This is a genomic window from Micromonospora echinaurantiaca (assembly GCF_900090235.1).
GTDB classification, from domain to species: Bacteria; Actinomycetota; Actinomycetes; order Mycobacteriales; family Micromonosporaceae; genus Micromonospora; species Micromonospora echinaurantiaca.
This window is the reverse complement of record NZ_LT607750.1, coordinates 6,952,285-6,968,447: the sequence shown is the minus strand read 5'-3', so window position 1 is coordinate 6,968,447 and position 16,163 is coordinate 6,952,285. Positions and strand designations below refer to the sequence as shown.

Sequence of the window (16,163 nt, the reverse complement as noted above, 5' to 3'; positions counted from 1 at the left end):
GCCACCCCGCCCGGGCTCAGCGCCGGGACAGCCGGCCGGCCAGCGTGGCCCGCAGCTCGTCCATCCCCGCGCCGGTGAGCGCGGAAACCGCTACCGCGCCCTGGTGCACCCGCAGCAACGCGTCCAGCCACTCGACCGGCGTCACGTCGATCTTGTTGAGCACCAGCAGCTCCGGCACGTCACCGGCGCCGATCTCGTAGAGCACCCCGTGCACGGTGGTGATCTGGTCCAGCGCGTCCGGCGCCGACGCGTCCACCACGTGCATGGCCAGGTCGGCCTGGCTGACTTCGTCCAGCGTCGAGCGGAACGCGTCGACCAGCTGGTGCGGCAGGTGCCGGACGAAACCGACCGTGTCGGTGGCGGTGAACAGCACGTCGTCGGCGCGTACCCGGCGCACCGTCGGGTCGAGGGTGGCGAAGAGCACGTCCTGCACCTGGGCGTCGGCGCCGGTGAGCCGGTTGAGCAGGGCCGACTTGCCGGCGTTGGTGTAGCCGGTGATGGCCACCGAAGGCACCTGGTTGCGGGCCCGCCGCTCCCGGTTGCGCTCCCGGCGACGGGTCAGCTCCGAGGCGCTGCGGCGCAGCCGGGTGGCGCGCTGACGCAGCCGGCGCCGCTGGGTCTCCAGCCGCATCTCACCGGGACCGCGCACACCCATGCCCGCGCCGCCGGCCATCCGGCCACCACCGACCCGGGACATCGAACGCCCGTCGCCGCGCAGCCGGGGCAGCTGGTACGCGATCTGCGCCAGCTCGACCTGCAACCGGCCCTCGCTGGTGCGGGCGTGCTCGGCGAAGATGTCCAGGATCAGCGCGGTCCGGTCGACCACCCGCACCCCGACCCGCTCCTCCAGGTTGCGCACCTGGCCGGGGGTCAGCTCGCCGTCGGCGATCACCAGCTCGGCCCCGGTCCGCTCGGCCAGGGCGGCCAGCTCGTCGACCTTGCCGGAACCGACGAAGGTGGCCGGATCGGGGCGTGGCCGGTTCTGCACCACCTCGTCGACCACGGCCAGCCCGTCGGTGTCGGCCAACCGCCGCAGCTCGGTCAACGACACCTCGGTACCGGGGCCGGTGTCGCCCGCCTCGTCCGCCCGGTGCACCGCGACGAGCAGCGCCGTCGGCCGCCGCGCCGTCGTGCCGGCGCCGTTGCCCAGCAGCCACGATCCCGCCATCGCGCACCTCGCCTCGCTTCCGTCGGCCACCGATCTACCCGGGAGCGGGCGAAGCATGCCGGGACCGGCCGAGCGCCGGTGTCGCCGGTCACGACCGACGGACGGCGGCCCCGCGCGGCGGTACGTTCGGCGGGGCGGGCGACGATCACTTCCACCGCACCCGGACCACAGCGACGAGGAGGGGCGCGGCCGTGCCGGACACCGAGGAACTGATCACCGACGCGGTGGCGGCGGCGCGCGGCACCGACGTACGCCTCGCCGAACGGCAGCTGGACCGGCTGGTGGTCGGCACCGGCGCCCCGGACGCCGACGCGGTGCTGCTGCGCCGCCTGGTCCGCCGGTTCGGGCTGCTCGCGGCGCGCGGCTGGCAGCCGGTCGACCTGGCCCGGATCGCCGCCCGCCGGCTCGGTGCCCGGCCGGCCCGGCTGGCGGTGGACGTGCTCGCCGCCCACCGGCGCGACCAGACCGGTCCGGTACCCGGCTGGTGGGACGCCCAGCTCGCCGAGCTGGGGGCGCGGGTGTGGTGGCCGGAGGACGGCCGTTACCTGCCCGACTGGGCCGGCCGGGAGGGGCTGGACCGGATCACCGCGCTCCGCGAGGCGGTGGACGTGCTGGCGATGGCCGAGGGGCTGCCACCGATCGCGGTGCTCCGCCCGCCACCCGGGGTGGCCACCGCCCCGGCCCCGGCCCGCGGTCGCGGCGACGCCGCCTCCCGGATGCTGGAGCGGGTCCGCGCGCTGCTGGCCAAGGCCGAGTCGACCACCTTCCCGGCGGAGGCCGAGGCGTTGACCGGCAAGGCCCAGGAGCTGATCGCCCGGCACAGCGTCGACCAGGCGCTGCTCGCCGCCGACGGGAACCGCGACGACCTGCCCGGTGGCGTACGGCTGAGCACCGACCCCCCGTACGCGGGCGCGAAGGCGCTGCTGGTACAGGAGGTGGCGGCGGCCAACCGGTGCGAGGCGGTCTGGTCCGACGATCTGGGCTTCACCACCGTGCTGGGCTGGCCGGCCGACCTGGAGGCGGTCGAGCTGCTCTACACCTCGCTGCTCGTCCAGGCCACCGCCGCGATGCTGCGGGGCCGGGGTGAGCGCCGGACGCACACCGCCGGCCGGCGAACCCGCGGCTACGACGAGTCCTTTCTGAACGCCTTCGCCCTGCGGATCGGCGAGCGGCTGCGGGCCGCCACCGAGGACTCGGACCGGCGGGCCGCCGAGACGGCCGGGCCGGACCGGCTGCTGCCGGTGCTCGCCGCCCGCTCCGAGGCGGTCCGGGAACGCCTCGACACCCTCTTCCCCGGGGTCACCCGGCACCGGCTCACCGTCCGCGACGCCGAGGGCTGGAACTCGGGCACCTCCGCCGCCGACCGGGCGTCGCTCGACCCGGGCCGGCCGGCCGGGCCCACCCGGCAGGTACGCGGCCGCCGCCGCTGACGCCGGAAAAATTTCCTTCCCGCGGCTGTCGGGTACGGGGGGTCGGCTCCGACCTACCCGCGAGAAGCGCCACGATGGGCGCGACATCGACGCGAGGAGCACCCGATGAAGTACATGCTGCTGATCTGGAACCGCCCCGGGTTCGCCGAGTCGCTCTCCGAGTCGGAGCGCACCGCGCTCTTCGGCGAGGTCGACGAGATCATGAAGGAGCTGACCGAGTCCGGCGAGCTGGTCGGCGGCCAGGCGTTGGCCGACCCGTCGCAGACCCGTACCGTCCGGCTCGGCGGCGGCCAGCCGGAGGTCACCGACGGCCCGTTCATGGAGAGCAAGGAGCAGTTCGCCGGCTACCTGATGGTGGACTGCGACAGCTTCGAGCGGGCCGTCGAGATCGCCCGGCGCTGGCCGGACGTGCGGTTGGGCGGCGCGCTGGAGGTCCGGCCGGTGATGGACGAGGCCGGGACGGAGATGTGACGGACCGCGCCGTCGAGGACCTGCTGCGCACCGTCGCGCCGCAGGTCCTCGGCCTGCTCGTGCGCCGGCACGGCCAGTTCGACCGGTGCGAGGACGCCGTCCAGGAGGCCCTGCTGGCCGCCGCCACCCAGTGGCCCGAGCAGGGTGTGCCGGACAATCCGCGGGCCTGGTTGCTGACCGTCGCCACCCGGCGGCTCACCGACGAGTGGCGCAGCGAGCGGGCCCGCCGGGAGCGCGAGGTCGCGGTGGCGATCCGCGAGCCGGCGTACGCGGCGGTGGCCCCGCCGGCCGACGCGGAGCCGCCGGCCGAGGACGACACGCTGACGCTGCTCTTCCTCTGCTGCCACCCGGCGCTGGCCCGCTCGGCCCAGGTGGCGTTGACGCTACGCGCCGTCGGCGGCCTGACCACTGCGCAGATCGCCCGGGCCCACCTGGTGCCCGAGGCGACCATGAGCCAGCGCATCCGGCGGGCCAAGCAGCGGGTCGAGGCCGCCGGGGCCACGTTCGCCATGCCGTCGGCGGCCGAGCGGGACGAGCGGCTGCGCACCGTGCTCCAGGTGCTCTACCTGATCTTCAACGAGGGCTACACCGCCTCCAGCGGCCCGGGCCTGCACCGAGCCGAGCTGACCAGCGAGGCGATCCGGCTGACCCGCATCCTGCACCGGCTGCTGCCCGACGACGGCGAGGTGGCCGGGTTGCTGGCGCTGATGCTGCTCACCGACGCGCACCGGGCGGCGCGTACCGGGCCGGACGGGGAACTGGTCCCGCTCGCCGAGCAGGACCGCAGCCGGTGGGACCGGGCGGCCATCGAGGAGGGGATCGCCCTGGTCACCGCGGCGCTGACCTGGTCACCGCCGGGGCCGTACCAGGTGCAGGCGGCGATCGCCGCGGTGCACGCCGAGGCGCCGTCGGCCGAGCGGACCGACTGGCCGCAGATCCTGGCGCTCTACCGGCTGCTGGCCCGGCTGGCGCCGAACCCGATGATCACCCTGAACCAGGCGGTGGCGGTGGCCATGGTGGACGGTCCCCGGGCCGGCCTGGCGCTGCTCGCCCCGCTGGACGCCGACGAGCGCACCGCCGGGCACCACCGGCTCGCCGCCGTCCGCGCCCACCTGCTGGAACTGGCCGGCGAGCCGGCCGCCGCGCGGGAGGCGTACCGGGCGGCGGCGCGGGCGACCACCAGCCGCCCGGAACAGCGCTACCTGGAACTGCGCGCGGCCCGCCTGGCCGCGCCACCCACCCCGAGCACGAAGGAGCGACGGTGAGCCCCACCGTCACCACATCCGCTACCACCTGCTGCGCTGACCGCGCCGCCTGATTCCACGAAGATCTTGGTGGCGAATGGCCCCTGGAGGGGCCGTTTCTACCAAGATCTCGAAGTGCTGGGGCTCTGCCGCGCGAAGCGCGGACCGCCGGGCCGGCGGGAGCCGGCCCGGCGGTCCCGGGCGTACGCGAACTCAGCTCTTGAAGGCGTCCTTGACCTTCTCGCCGGCCTGCTTCAGGTTGGCGGACGTCTGGTCGTTGCGGCCCTCGGCCTCGAGCCGCTCGTTGTCGGTGGCCCGGCCGGCGCCCTCCTTCAGCTTGCCGGCGGCGTCCTCGGTCGCGTTGTTGATCTTGTCCTCGACACCCATGTCAAACCTCCGCTCAGCGTTCCGGTACGTCCCGGATGTACCCCGTGACCCGGTCCGCCAACCGCCGGTGCCGGGTCAGCCGACCGGCCGGAAGCCGCGCAGCCGGAGGCTGTTGGCCACCACGAAGACCGAGGAGAAGGCCATCGCGGCGCCGGCGATCATCGGGTTGAGCAGCCCGGCGGCGGCCAGCGGCAGGGCTGCCACGTTGTAGGCGAAGGCCCAGAACAGGTTGCCCTTGATGATGCCGAGGGTGCGCCGGGAGAGCCGGATCGCGTCGACCGCGGCGGTCAGGTCGCCGCGCACCAGGGTCAGTTCGCTCGCCTCGATCGCCACGTCCGTGCCGGTCCCCATGGCCAGTCCGAGGTCGGCCCGGGCCAGCGCGGCGGCGTCGTTGACCCCGTCGCCGACCATCGCCACGACCTTCCCCTCGCCCTGGAGCCGGGCGACCACGTCCACCTTGTCGGCCGGCAGCACCTCGGCGATCACCTCGTCGATGCCCACCTCGGCGGCCACCGCCCGGGCCACCGTGGCGTTGTCGCCGGTCAGCAGCACCGGGGTCAGGCCGAGCGCGCGCAGCCCGGCGACGGCCGCCCGGCTGGTCGGCTTGACCACGTCGGCCACCGCGAGGACGCCGCGGGCCCGCCCGTCCCAGCCGGCCAGCACGGCCGTCCGGCCGGCGGCCTCCGCCGTGGTCGCCGTCCGCTCGACCTCCTCCGGTACGTCGTACCCGCGCTCGCGCAGCAGCCGCAGCCGGCCGACCAGCAGCTCGCGGCCCTCGACCGTGCCGGTCACGCCGAGCCCCTCGACGTTGACGAAGCCGGTCACCGGGGGCAGCGCACCGGCCTCGGCGGCACCGGTGGCGACCGCCCGGGCGATCGGGTGCTCGGAGGCGGCCTCCAGGGCGCCGGCCAGCCGGAGCAGTTCCGCCCGCTCCTCGCCGGCCGCCGGCAGCACGTCGACCAGGGTCATCCGGCCGGTGGTGACCGTGCCGGTCTTGTCCAGCACCACGGTGTCCACCTGCCGGGTGGACTCCAGCACCTCCGGCCCCTTGATCAGGATGCCGAGCTGGGCACCCCGGCCGGTGCCGACCAGCAGCGCGGTCGGGGTGGCCAGGCCGAGCGCGCACGGGCAGGCGATGATGAGCACGGCCACCGCCGCGGTGAACGCCGCGGTCGGGCCGGCTCCGGTGCCGAGCCACCAGCCCAGCGTGCCGGCGGCCAGCGCGATCACCACCGGGACGAAGAACCCGGAGATCCGGTCGGCCAGCCGCTGCACCGCCGCCTTGCCGGTCTGCGCCTCCTCCACCAGCCGGGCCATCTGCGCCAGCTGGGTGTCGCCGCCGATCCGGGTGGCGGTGACCACCAGTCGTCCGCCCGCGTTGATGGTGGCGCCGACCACGGTGTCGCCCGGGCCGACCTCGACCGGCACCGACTCGCCGGTCAGCATGCTGGCGTCGACGGCCGAGGTGCCCTCGTCGACCACGCCGTCGGTGGCGATCTTCTCGCCGGGGCGGACCACGAACCGGTCCCCCACCGCGAGCTGGTCGACCGGGATCCGGGTCTCGGTGCCGCCGCGCAGCACCGCGACGTCCCGGGCGCCGAGTTCCAGCAGGGCGCGCAGGGCGGCGCCGGCGGTCCGCTTGGAGCGGGCCTCGAAGTAGCGGCCGGCGAGGATGAACACGGTCACCCCGGCCGCCGCCTCCAGGTAGATGTTGCCGGCGCCGTCGGTGCGGCTGATGTCGAAGCTGAACGGGTGGGTCATCCCCGGCGTGCCGGCGGTGCCGAGGAAGAGCGCCCAGACCGACCAGCCGAACGCGGCCAGGGTGCCGAGCGAGACCAGGGTGTCCATGGTCGCCGCGCCGTGCCGCAGGTTGATCCAGGCCGCCCGGTGGAACGGCAGACCGCCGTAGACCACGACCGGGGCGGCCAGGGTCAGCGACAGCCACTGCCAGTAGTCGAACTGCCAGGCCGGCACCATGGCCAGCACGATCACCGGGACGGTCAGCACGACCGAGACCCAGAGCCGGGTACGCAGGGGGCGCAGTTCGTCCACCGGCTCGGCGGCCGGTTCCGTACCCGCCGGTGCGGGCGGGGGCGGCACGACGGCGGTGTAGCCGGTCTTCTCCACCGTGGCGATCAGGTCCGCCGGGCTGACCTCGTCCACGTACTGGACGGTGGCCTTCTCGGTGGCGTAGTTGACCGTGGCGGTGACGCCGCCCATCCGGTTCAGCTTCTTCTCGATGCGGGCGGCGCAGGAGGCGCAGGTCATCCCGCCGATCGCCAGTTCGATCCGGTTCGGTGCCATCGGTAGCGGCTTGCTCGTGGTGGTCATCACGGTCCCGTCAGTCGTGCCCGTGGCCGGGGGTGCCGTGGTCGGCACCGGCGGTCGGTGCGGGGGTGCTCGTGCCGGCGGGCGCCGGGACGGCCGGCGGGTCGCCGGCCGGGGCGCCGGGGTTCCCGGCGACGACGGTGAACTCGGCGGTGTGCACCGTCCCGCCGTGCTTGAAGTCCAGGTAGAGCCGGTAGGCGCCGGCCGAGGGCACCTCGGCGAAGAAGGTCACCTCGGGGCCGGGCCGGGTCCGCCCGTCGCCGGGCGCGCCGTCCGGGTGCACGTGCAGGTACGCCAGGTCGCCCTGGCGCAGCGCCACCAGGTGCCCGTACGCGCCCAGGTAGGGCTCCAGGTCGGTGACCGGGGCGCCGTCGCGGCTCACGGTCAGGGTCAGCTCGGCGGTGCGGCCGGGCTGCGGGGTGCCGGCGAGGGTGACGGTGTAGCCGTCGACCGTGGTGCTGGTCGCCGGCGCCGGCAGCGGCACCTCGGTCAGCGCGCCGGGGACGGTCACGTCCACGCCGAGCGTCAGCGGCTCGGCGCCGGTGGGCGTGAAGTCGGCGAACGCCCGCCAGACGCCCGGGCCGGCCAGCGGCGAGGCGACCCGCCAGGTGCCGTCCGGGGCCATCTCGGGGTGCACGTGCCGGAAGCCGGAGAGGTCGCGGCGGGCCACGATCAGGTGCATCCGCTTGTCGTGCGCCACGTCGTACGCGGTGACCGGCGAGCCGTCCGGGCCGGTGACCCGGAAGGCGAACTCGTCCGCCGGGGCGGCCACCCGTTGCAGGGTGTAGCCGCGGTCGGAGACCAGCAGGCCACCGGGGAGGTGCTCCGCCGGCCCGGCCGGGTCGGCGTGGCCGCCCCCGTCGGTGGCCGCGTGGCCACCGCCGCTGTCGTCGTGACTGGTCTCGGCGGCGGGGGCGACGGGACCGGCCACCTGGCCGATCCCGTACGCCGCGCCGAACACCGCCGCGAGGCCGAGGGCGAAGCCGCTCAGCTTCGTCGCCGTATTCATCGTGGTTACCTCGGTTTCCTGGGCCGGCGACCGGTCACGCGTCCACGAGGTCGTAACCGGCCTCGTCGACCGCGGCGCGCACGGTGTCGGTGTCCAACGGCTGCTCACTGGTGACGGTGACCTGGCCGGTGGCCAGGTCGACCTGGACGTCGGTGACGCCCGGCACGGCGCCCACCTCGGCGCTGACCGAGCTGACGCAGTGCCCGCAGGTCATGCCCTGCACCTGGTACGTCGTGGTGACCATCGCTGTTCTCCTTCCGCCACCTCCACCATATACCCCTGGGGGGTAAGACGGAGGCAGACTGCTGCCGTCGCTCTGTTACCGGTACCCGGTGGGGGTACCCGGACAACAGGGACCGTACCATACCCCCCAGGGGTACGCTATCCTTGTCCCCATGACCTCACCCACGCCCGTCCGGGGCTACACCGCCAGCAAGGACCAGCTCCTCGCCCGGCTCCGCCGCGTCGAGGGGCAGGTGCGCGGCATCGAGAAGATGGTCGACGAGGACCGCTACTGCATCGACGTGCTCACCCAGATCTCCGCCATCCAGGCGGCCCTGGACAAGGTCGCCCTCGGCCTGCTCGACGGGCACGCCCGGCACTGCATGCACGAGGGCGCCGCCGAGGGCCGCGCCGACGAGATGGCCACCGAGATGATGGCCGCCGTCGGCCGCCTCATGAAGCGCGGCTGACTCACCCGTCGGCCGCCTCATCAAGCGCGGCTGGCCCACCCGTCGCCGGTTCACCGGAGCCCGGGCCCCGCCACCGGAACGGCGCGCGGGCCCGGGCGTCGGCGTCAGAGCCGGGCCAGGATCTCCCGCATCGTGGCGATCTCGGCCCGCTGAGCAGTGATGATCTCCTGGGCAAGCTTCTTCGCGTCCGAGTTCGCGCCGTCGGCGAGCTCGTCCTCGGCCATGGTGATCGCACCCTCGTGGTGGGCGATCATCATGGTCAGGAACTGCCGGTCGAACTCACGACCGGACGCGGCCGCCAACCGCGCCATGTCGGCCGCGGACATCATCCCGGGCATGCCGTGGTCCATGTGCGGCATCTCCCCACCCGGGGACGGCATCGGCCGGCCCCAGGCGGCCAGCCACCCCCTCATGGTGGCGATCTCCGGCGCCTGCGCCGCCTTGATCTGCCCGGCGAGCCGCTTGACCTCCGGATCGGCGGCCCGGGTGGCGGCCAGGTCGGCCATCTCCACGGCCTGCTGGTGGTGCGGGATCATCATCTGGGCGAACATGACGTCGGCCGGGCCGAACGCGGCCGCGCTGGCGGACGCGCCGGTGGTGGTGGACCGGGGCTGGTCGTGCCCCATCCCGGAGGGTGAGTGGTCCCCGGCACAGCCGGCCAGGGCGAGTACGACGACGGTGCCGGCGCCGGCCAGGGCGGCCCGGCGCGCGATGGTACGAGTGAACACGGTTCGACCTTTCGGATTCGGTGGCTACGCGGCAGAGCGGGGACGCGGAACCGGAACCGTTCCGCGCCGGGTCGCCTATCTGCGCAGCACCGCGACCGTGGTGAGTCGTAGCCCGATCGGGCCGGGCGGCGGGGCCCGGGGTGGCGAGGTGGAGCGGCCCACTCGCCGGGCACCCGGCGCCGCGGACCGCCGGAGCGTCAGCAGCAGCCACGCGACCAGCACCGACACCGCGAGCACGCCGAGCACGGCCAGGCAGACCGCCCACCCGGGCAGGTCCCCGCTCCCGGTGCCGCCGGACGGCAGCAGCCGGTCGGTCGGGCAGCCGGCCGGACAGCCACCGGGAACCGTGGCGTCGACGGCCGTACGCACCCCGGTCGCGTGGGCCGCGCCGAGCCCGACCGTGGCGGTCCCGCCCGCTACGGCGGCGACGGCCGCGTGGCCGGCGGCGGCCTCGGGCACGTCGGCCAGGGGGCCGATGCGGGCGGCTGAGCCGTGGTCAGCGGCGGCTGAGCCGTGGCCGGCGGCACCGAAGCCGTGGTCGGCGTGCGTGTCGTGGCCGAGGGTGTGCATGGCGGCGAGCCCGAAGAGCGTCACGAACAGCAGGAGCCGGGCCCACCGCCCGAGCGACACCGCCGCCGTCGTCCGCACGGCTACCACGCTAGCCCGCCGCGCGGTCCGCCGCGGCGGCACCGGCCGGTTCGCTTCCGGGGCCGACCGGCCCCGTCGGGCCGAGGCGTACCCGGCGCAACAGTTGGGCGTTGAGCGCCACCACGATGGTCGAGGCGGACATCAGCACGGCGGCGAGCGCCGGGCTCAGCGCCAGCCCCGCCCAGGCCAGCACACCGGCGGCCAGCGGCAGCGCCACCACGTTGTAGCCGGCCGCCCAGGCCAGGTTCTGCAGCATCTTCCGGTACGACGCGCGGGAGAGCCGGATCACGGCGGTCACCCCGCGCGGGTCGGACGAGGCGAGCACCACCCCGGCCGACTCGATCGCCACGTCGGTGCCCGCACCGATCGCGATCCCGACGTCGGCCCGGGCCAGCGCCGGGGCGTCGTTCACCCCGTCACCGACCATTGCCACGGTCAGCCCGCGCCGCTGCAGCTCGGTCACCTTGCCGTCCTTGTCGGCCGGCAGCACCTCGGCGAAGACCTCGTCGACGCCGGGAGTGAAGCCGAGATCGGCGGCGACCGCCTCGGCGACCGGCCGGGCGTCCCCGGTGATCATGGCGATGGTCCGGACGCCCTGGGCGCGCAGCTCGGCGATCGCCTCCCGCGCCTCGGGGCGCACCTCGTCGGTGAGGGCGAAGGCGCCGAGCGCGGCGTCCGGCAGCCGCACCAGGTAGAGCACCGCCGCGCCCCGGGCCGACCACCGGTCGGTCGCCGTCGTCAGCTCGTCCGGCAGCCGTACGCCCAGCTCGCGCAGCAGTGCCGGGCCGCCCACGGCGTACTCCCGCCCGGCGACGGTGGCCTGGACGCCGCGGCCCGGCAGGGAGCGGAAGCCGGTGGCCGGGGCCGGACCGCCGCGTGGGCCGGCGGCGGCGACGATCGCCCGGGCCAGCGGGTGCTCGCTGTCGGACTCCACCCCGGCGGCGATCCGCAGCAGGTCGTCGGGGTCGGAGCCGGCCGCCGCCGCCCGGTCGGTGACCGCGTGTTCGCCCCGGGTCAGCGTGCCGGTCTTGTCGAACAGCACCGCGTCGACGGTGCGCATCCGCTCCAGCGCCAGCCGGTCCTTGACCAGGATGCCGGAGCTCGCGGCGAGCCCGGTGGAGAGCGCGATCACCAGCGGGATGGCCAGGCCCAGTGCGTGCGGGCAGGCGATCACCAGCACCGTGACGGTCCGGACCACCGCCTCGTCCCGGTCGCCGAGCGTGGTCCAGGCCAGCACGGTGAGCACGGCGGTGGCGGTGGCGACGTAGAACAGCCCGGCGGCGAACCGGTCGGCCAGCACCTGGGCCCGCCCGCTGGACTGCTGGGCCTGGGCGACCATGCGCTGGATGCCGGCGAGCGTGGTCTCCTCGCCGAGCGCCTCGACCCGGACCCGCACCGCCGAGTCGGTGGCCACCGTGCCGGCCACCACCCGGTCGCCGACCGAGTGTGGCACCGGCCGGGACTCCCCGGTGATCATCGACTCGTCCAGCTCGGCGGCGCCGTCCACCACCCGACCGTCCGCCGGCACCCGGCCGCCGGGCCGGACCAGCACCACGTCGCCGACCCGCAACTCGGCCACCGCAACCCGCTCCAGCCCGCCGTCCCCGGTGACCCGCTCGGCGTCGTCGGGCAGCAGCGCGGCCAGCGCGGCGAGGGCGCCGCGGGCCTGCCCGATCGCCTTCATCTCCTGCCAGTGCCCGAGCAGCATGATGGTGACCAGGGCGGCCAGCTCCCACCAGAAGTCCAGGTCGAAGGCGCCCAGACTGGTGGCCAGCGAGGCGGCGTAGGCGACCGTGATCGCCATGGCGACCAGCAGCATCATCCCCGGCGCCCGGTCGCGCACCTCGCGGACGGCGCCGACCAGGAACGGCCAGCCGCCCCACCAGAAGACCACCGAGCCGAGCACCGGCCCCACCCAGGACCGGCCCGGGAACTCCAGCGAGTAGCCCAGCCAGTCCATCACCATGTGGCTGGTGGCCACCACCGGCAGGGTGAGCAGCAGGCAGAGCCAGAACCGGCGGCGGAACATCTCCGGGTCGTGCCCGGCGTGCTTGTCGTGCCCACCGTGCCCACCGTGCCCGGCGTGGTCGCCGCCGGCCTGTCCAGCGGGTCTGCCGTGGCCGGCGCGCGGCGCGCCGTCGTGCGGCGGGGTCTGCTCAGCCATGCCTCCAACATCCCCGACCGGGGCCGCCCGCGCGGGCCAACCGCCGGGTCCGGCCCCCTGCCACCACCCCACCCGCGCACGGGCGTACGCCGGGGTCCGGTGCCCGACACCACCCCGCGCGACCAGCGACCGGATGCCGGGATGGCTACGATTCGGCACGATGGCCCTTCGGATCTCGCACCATCCGACCCGCCGCCGGGCATCGGCGCCGCCGACCGCACGGGGCCGGCCGGCCGCCGGGCCGACGGTACGTGGTCGCGTCGCCACCCTCAGGCGATCCCACCCACGATTCCGGCCGGCCCGACGGCGGCACTGAACCGACCGGCCCGCCGACACGTACCACGCCCCGGATTCGTTGGGAGACACTCAATGGGCGCCGACCACAACCGTCCCGCTCCGTCCGCCCCGCCCGGGGTGCGGCGGATCCTCGTCGCGACGGTGGTCCCGCTAGTCGTGGTCACGGTGGTCGCCGCCCTGCTGCTGTGGCCCCGCGACTCCTCCGGGGTCGACCAGGGCACCGATCCGCCCCGCTACCACGGCACCGTCACCCGCGTGCTGACCGAGGCCTGCCCGCCGACCCCGGAGACGCCGGAGGGCGGCAGCGCCGCGGGACCGTGTGGCACGGTCACCGTCAAGGTGGCCGACGGTCCGGACGCCGGCCAGGAGGTGCAGACGCCGGTGCCGAGCGGCCCCGGCGCCCCGACCGTCGCCGTGGGTGACGAGATCATCCTGGTCAAGCTGACCGACCCGGCCGACCCGACGGCGAGCAGCTACAACATCGCCGAGCACCAGCGCGGCAAGCCGCTGGTCTGGCTGGTGCTGCTCTTCGCCGCCGCCATCGTGGCGTTCGGCCGGTGGCGTGGGCTGGCCGCGCTGGCGGGCCTGGCGGCCAGCTTCGCCATCCTGCTCGCCTTCGTGCTGCCCGGGATCAGCGCCGGTGGGTCGCCGCTGCTGATCGCGATCGTCGGCGCCGCGCTCATCATGTTCGTGGTGCTGTACCTGACCCACGGGGTGACCGCGCAGACCTCGGTGGCGGTGCTCGGGACGCTCGGCAGCCTGGTGCTCACCGGGGTCCTGGGCACCCTCGCCACCGCCGCCACCCACCTCACCGGGTACGGCTCCGAGGACGCCACCACGCTGTCGATGTTCCAGGCCGACGTGGACCTGCACGGGCTGCTGCTGGCCGGGATCATCATCGGCTCGCTCGGCGTGCTCGACGACGTCACGGTGACCCAGGCCGCCACGGTCACCGAACTGGCGCACGCCAACCCAGGCCTGTCCCGGCTCCAGCTCTACCGCGCGGCGACCCGGGTCGGCCGGGCGCACATCGCCTCGACGGTGAACACCATCGTGCTGGCGTACGCGGGCGCGTCGCTGCCGCTGCTGCTCCTGCTCACCGCGGACTCCCGGTCGGTGACCCAGATCCTGACCAGCGAGTTCCTCGCCCAGGAGATCGTCCGCAGCGCGGTCGCCACGCTCGGGCTGATCGCCGCCGTGCCGCTGACCACCGCGCTCGCCGCGCTGGTGACCACGGCCGGCCGCGCCGCCGCGCGTACCGCCGACGGCGACGGCGACGGCGGTGCCGGCGACGAGCCGTCGCGTACCCCGGAAGGTTCCCGGCCGGTCCCGGACCGGGCCGAGGCGCTGCGGGCGCTGACCGCGCCGCGTGCCGGAAACACGTCCTCCGCCACCTCCAGCGGGTGGCCCGATCCGGACAGGAGCACGGACGCCACATGGTGAGACTCCGTAGCGTGACCGTCCAGGCCGGCGAGCTTGATAAACGCGTCACTGGTCACCGTCCGCCGTTACGAAATAACGCATTTAGTCGGCTTCGGGACGTAGATCCACCGGTGGACTCTCGGGTAACCTCGCTGCCGGTCACCGCCGAAGGCGCGCAGCGGCGCCTGCGGTGCCGCCGCCCAATCGCCGCCAGGCGAGCCGGGGACCCAGGTACGTGGGGTGAGTCCGCGACAGCGGTAGGGGCCACTTCCGCCCCGAACCCGTCAGCTAACCCGGTCGGCGGTCGACGGAAGGGAACACTGTGACGGCACCCCTACGCCGCTGGTTGACACCTGTGGTGGCCGTGTTCGCCGCCTTGGCCGTCCTTGCCGGGCCCCTCCCGGCGTCGGCCGCACCCAGCACCCCCAAGCCCTCGGGACACGAGGACGGCGACTCGAAGTTGATCACGGACGTGATCGAGTCGACCAACCGGAACTACTCCCAGGCGAAGTCCCGGCTGGAGAAGTCCAAGAAGCGCCAGCTGGAACTCGCGCTCGAGGTCGACCGGGCCCAGGCCGAGCTGAACGCACTCGCCCCGCAGGTCAGCCAGCTCGCCACCCAGTCGTACCGGACGGGACGCATCGGGGCCGTGGCCCTGCTGCTGGAGGCCAACAGCCCCGACACGTTCGTCGAGCGAGCCACCGCCCTGGACGAGCTGAACATGGTCAACGCCAAGAAGCTCGCCGAGATCAACGAGGTGAAGACCCGCGCCGAGCAGGCGAAGCTGGCGCTCGAGGCGGAGATCCGCGAGCAGCAGAAGCAGACCAACCTGATGGCCAAGAACAAGCGCGACGCGGAGAAGGCGCTGGCCCTGGTGGGTGGGTTGGGCTTCACCGGCGGCCTGGTGTCGGCCACCTCGCCGGTCGCCCGGATCGCCCCAGGCCGCACCGCCGACGGCGACTGGAAGGCCGAGTCGTGCAGCCAGAACGACCCGACCACCTCCGGCTGCATCACGCCCCGGACGCTGCACATGTACAAGGAGGTCAAGCGGGCCGGGTTCAACCGGTTCGTCGGCTGCTACCGCCCCGGTGGCCCCTGGGAGCACCCGAAGGGCCGGGCCTGCGACTGGTCGCTGCAGCGGAGCGGCTTCTCCCCCTGGCACAACAAGGACACCCGAATGTACGGCAACAACCTCGCCGCGTTCCTGATCCGGAACGCGGACCGGCTGGGCGTCTACTACGTGATCTGGAACCGGCAGATCTGGTTCCCGGCGACCGGCTGGAAGTCGTACAGCGGGCCGTCGAACCACACCGACCACGTGCACGTCTCGCTGCTGTAGCGACAGCCTGAGACCGCGCGACGCGAGGGCCGTTCCCGGTGGGACGGCCCTCGCACCGTCTTCGGCGACGGCGTGCGGTCAGGCGGCGGCCGGGGTCGGGTCCGCCGCCGGGTCGGGCAGGTCGCCGGCGGCGGTCACCGTCCGCACCTCACCGGCGGCCAGCCGGTACGACATCCCGACCACCGCGCAGCGCCCGGCGGCCACCTCGGCGGCCAGTACGGCCGAGCTGCCCAGCATCGCCTCGACGGTGTGCGCGATGTGGATGTCGACGATCCCGTCCACGTCGGTCACCCCGGCGGCCTCGGCCCGGCGCAGGCTGGGCATCATGGCGTCCACCACCGCCCGCAGGTGACCGGCCGGGGAGGTGTCCGTCTCCGCCGCCGTCTTCGCCGCCTGCACCGCGCCGCACGAGTCGTGCCCGAGCACGACCACCAGCGGCGTGCCGAGGACGGTCACCGCGTACTCGACGCTGCCGAGCACCTCGGGGCCGGTGGTGTGCCCGGCGGTCCGGACCACGAAGAGGTCACCGAGACCACGGTCGAAGATGATCTCGGCGGCCAGCCGGGAGTCGGAGCAGCCCACGATCACCGCGAACGGGTGCTGCCCGTCGGCGACCGCGGCACGGTGCCCGGCGTCCTGATTGGGATGGCGCGGGATTCCGGTGACGAATCTCCGGTTGCCGGCGGACAACTCGGCCAGCGCCTGCGCCGGGGTGATCGACGTGACCGCCGGCCCCGTCGACTCCCGTGGCGGACCCGGCTGGGCGCCGGGCGAACCGAGACGGCTCATCCCCTCACCTCGTCCCTCGACGTACGTGACCTGGGCAATCCCGGCCG

At 74.7% G+C, this 16,163-nt stretch carries 15 protein-coding genes and 1 riboswitch; of the genes, 6 read left to right on the top strand and 9 right to left on the bottom strand.

The features are described 5' to 3' along the window. Positions 1-16 precede the first annotated feature (16 nt). The gene (hflX, locus tag GA0070609_RS31730) at positions 17-1,168 is read right to left on the bottom strand and encodes a GTPase HflX (protein WP_088997193.1); all 1,152 of its coding nucleotides are present in this window, start codon (positions 1,166-1,168) and stop codon (positions 17-19) included. A gap of 191 nt (positions 1,169-1,359) precedes the next feature. Between hflX and GA0070609_RS31725 the strand changes: the two genes are divergently transcribed. From GA0070609_RS31725 to GA0070609_RS31715, 3 genes are all read left to right on the top strand, one after another. Then, a complete protein-coding gene (locus tag GA0070609_RS31725; protein ID WP_088997192.1) occupies positions 1,360-2,598 on the top strand; it encodes a DUF2786 domain-containing protein in 1,239 nt (412 codons plus the stop codon). Positions 2,599-2,703: 105 nt separating this feature from the next. Further along, positions 2,704-3,069: a YciI family protein gene (locus tag GA0070609_RS31720; RefSeq protein WP_088997191.1), complete on the top strand. Its 366-nt coding sequence runs from the start codon at positions 2,704-2,706 to the stop codon at positions 3,067-3,069. Next, positions 3,066-4,334, top strand: coding sequence for an RNA polymerase sigma factor (locus GA0070609_RS31715; RefSeq protein ID WP_088997190.1), 1,269 nt, complete (start codon positions 3,066-3,068; stop codon positions 4,332-4,334). The genes GA0070609_RS31720 and GA0070609_RS31715 overlap by 4 nt, the downstream gene beginning before the upstream one ends. 192 nt (positions 4,335-4,526) lie before the next feature. Here GA0070609_RS31715 and GA0070609_RS31710 read toward each other — a convergent pair whose 3' ends face one another. The 4 genes from GA0070609_RS31710 to GA0070609_RS31695 all read right to left on the bottom strand — a co-directional run bounded on the left by GA0070609_RS31710 (position 4,527) and on the right by GA0070609_RS31695 (position 8,281). Continuing rightward, positions 4,527-4,700 carry a CsbD family protein gene (locus tag GA0070609_RS31710; RefSeq protein ID WP_088997189.1) on the bottom strand — a complete coding sequence of 58 codons (174 nt, stop codon included), beginning with the start codon at positions 4,698-4,700 and terminating at the stop codon, positions 4,527-4,529. 75 nt (positions 4,701-4,775) lie between these two features. After that, positions 4,776-7,031, bottom strand: coding sequence for a heavy metal translocating P-type ATPase (locus tag GA0070609_RS31705; RefSeq protein ID WP_088998086.1), 2,256 nt, complete (start codon positions 7,029-7,031; stop codon positions 4,776-4,778). A gap of 10 nt (positions 7,032-7,041) precedes the next feature. After that, positions 7,042-8,037 (bottom strand): hypothetical protein, encoded by a 996-nt coding sequence (locus GA0070609_RS31700; RefSeq protein ID WP_088997188.1) that lies wholly within the window; start codon positions 8,035-8,037, stop codon positions 7,042-7,044. 34 nt (positions 8,038-8,071) lie between these two features. Beyond that, positions 8,072-8,281 carry a heavy-metal-associated domain-containing protein gene (locus tag GA0070609_RS31695; RefSeq protein WP_088997187.1) on the bottom strand — a complete coding sequence of 70 codons (210 nt, stop codon included), beginning with the start codon at positions 8,279-8,281 and terminating at the stop codon, positions 8,072-8,074. Positions 8,282-8,432: 151 nt separating this feature from the next. On the opposite strand from GA0070609_RS31695, the gene GA0070609_RS31690 reads away from it, so the two are divergent. Next, positions 8,433-8,729 carry a metal-sensitive transcriptional regulator gene (locus GA0070609_RS31690; protein WP_088997186.1) on the top strand — a complete coding sequence of 99 codons (297 nt, stop codon included), beginning with the start codon at positions 8,433-8,435 and terminating at the stop codon, positions 8,727-8,729. Positions 8,730-8,833: 104 nt separating this feature from the next. On the opposite strand, the gene GA0070609_RS31685 is transcribed toward GA0070609_RS31690, so the two are convergent. The 3 genes from GA0070609_RS31685 to GA0070609_RS31675 all read right to left on the bottom strand — a co-directional run bounded on the left by GA0070609_RS31685 (position 8,834) and on the right by GA0070609_RS31675 (position 12,269). Then, positions 8,834-9,457 (bottom strand): DUF305 domain-containing protein, encoded by a 624-nt coding sequence (locus GA0070609_RS31685; protein ID WP_088997185.1) that lies wholly within the window; start codon positions 9,455-9,457, stop codon positions 8,834-8,836. A 75-nt stretch (positions 9,458-9,532) separates the two neighbouring features. After that, the gene (locus GA0070609_RS31680) at positions 9,533-10,105 is read right to left on the bottom strand and encodes a hypothetical protein (RefSeq protein ID WP_157748349.1); all 573 of its coding nucleotides are present in this window, start codon (positions 10,103-10,105) and stop codon (positions 9,533-9,535) included. Positions 10,106-10,115: 10 nt separating this feature from the next. Further along, positions 10,116-12,269, bottom strand: coding sequence for a copper-translocating P-type ATPase (locus GA0070609_RS31675; protein ID WP_088997183.1), 2,154 nt, complete (start codon positions 12,267-12,269; stop codon positions 10,116-10,118). Between the two features lie 369 nt (positions 12,270-12,638). Here GA0070609_RS31675 and GA0070609_RS31670 point away from each other — a divergent pair, with 369 nt between their 5' ends. Together GA0070609_RS31670 and GA0070609_RS31665 are read left to right on the top strand one after the other, a co-directional pair. Next, positions 12,639-14,009, top strand: a complete 1,371-nt coding sequence (locus GA0070609_RS31670) for a YibE/F family protein (RefSeq protein ID WP_088997182.1) — start codon at positions 12,639-12,641, stop codon at positions 14,007-14,009. Positions 14,010-14,175: 166 nt separating this feature from the next. Continuing rightward, a riboswitch (cyclic di-AMP (ydaO/yuaA leader) is annotated at positions 14,176-14,306 on the top strand. A 4-nt stretch (positions 14,307-14,310) separates the two neighbouring features. Continuing rightward, positions 14,311-15,327, top strand: a complete 1,017-nt coding sequence (locus GA0070609_RS31665) for a coiled-coil domain-containing protein (protein ID WP_088997181.1) — start codon at positions 14,311-14,313, stop codon at positions 15,325-15,327. A 78-nt stretch (positions 15,328-15,405) separates the two neighbouring features. Here GA0070609_RS31665 and GA0070609_RS31660 read toward each other — a convergent pair whose 3' ends face one another. Then, a complete protein-coding gene (locus GA0070609_RS31660) occupies positions 15,406-16,116 on the bottom strand; it encodes a carbonic anhydrase (protein WP_088997180.1) in 711 nt (236 codons plus the stop codon). Between the last annotated feature and the right edge of the window lie 47 nt (positions 16,117-16,163).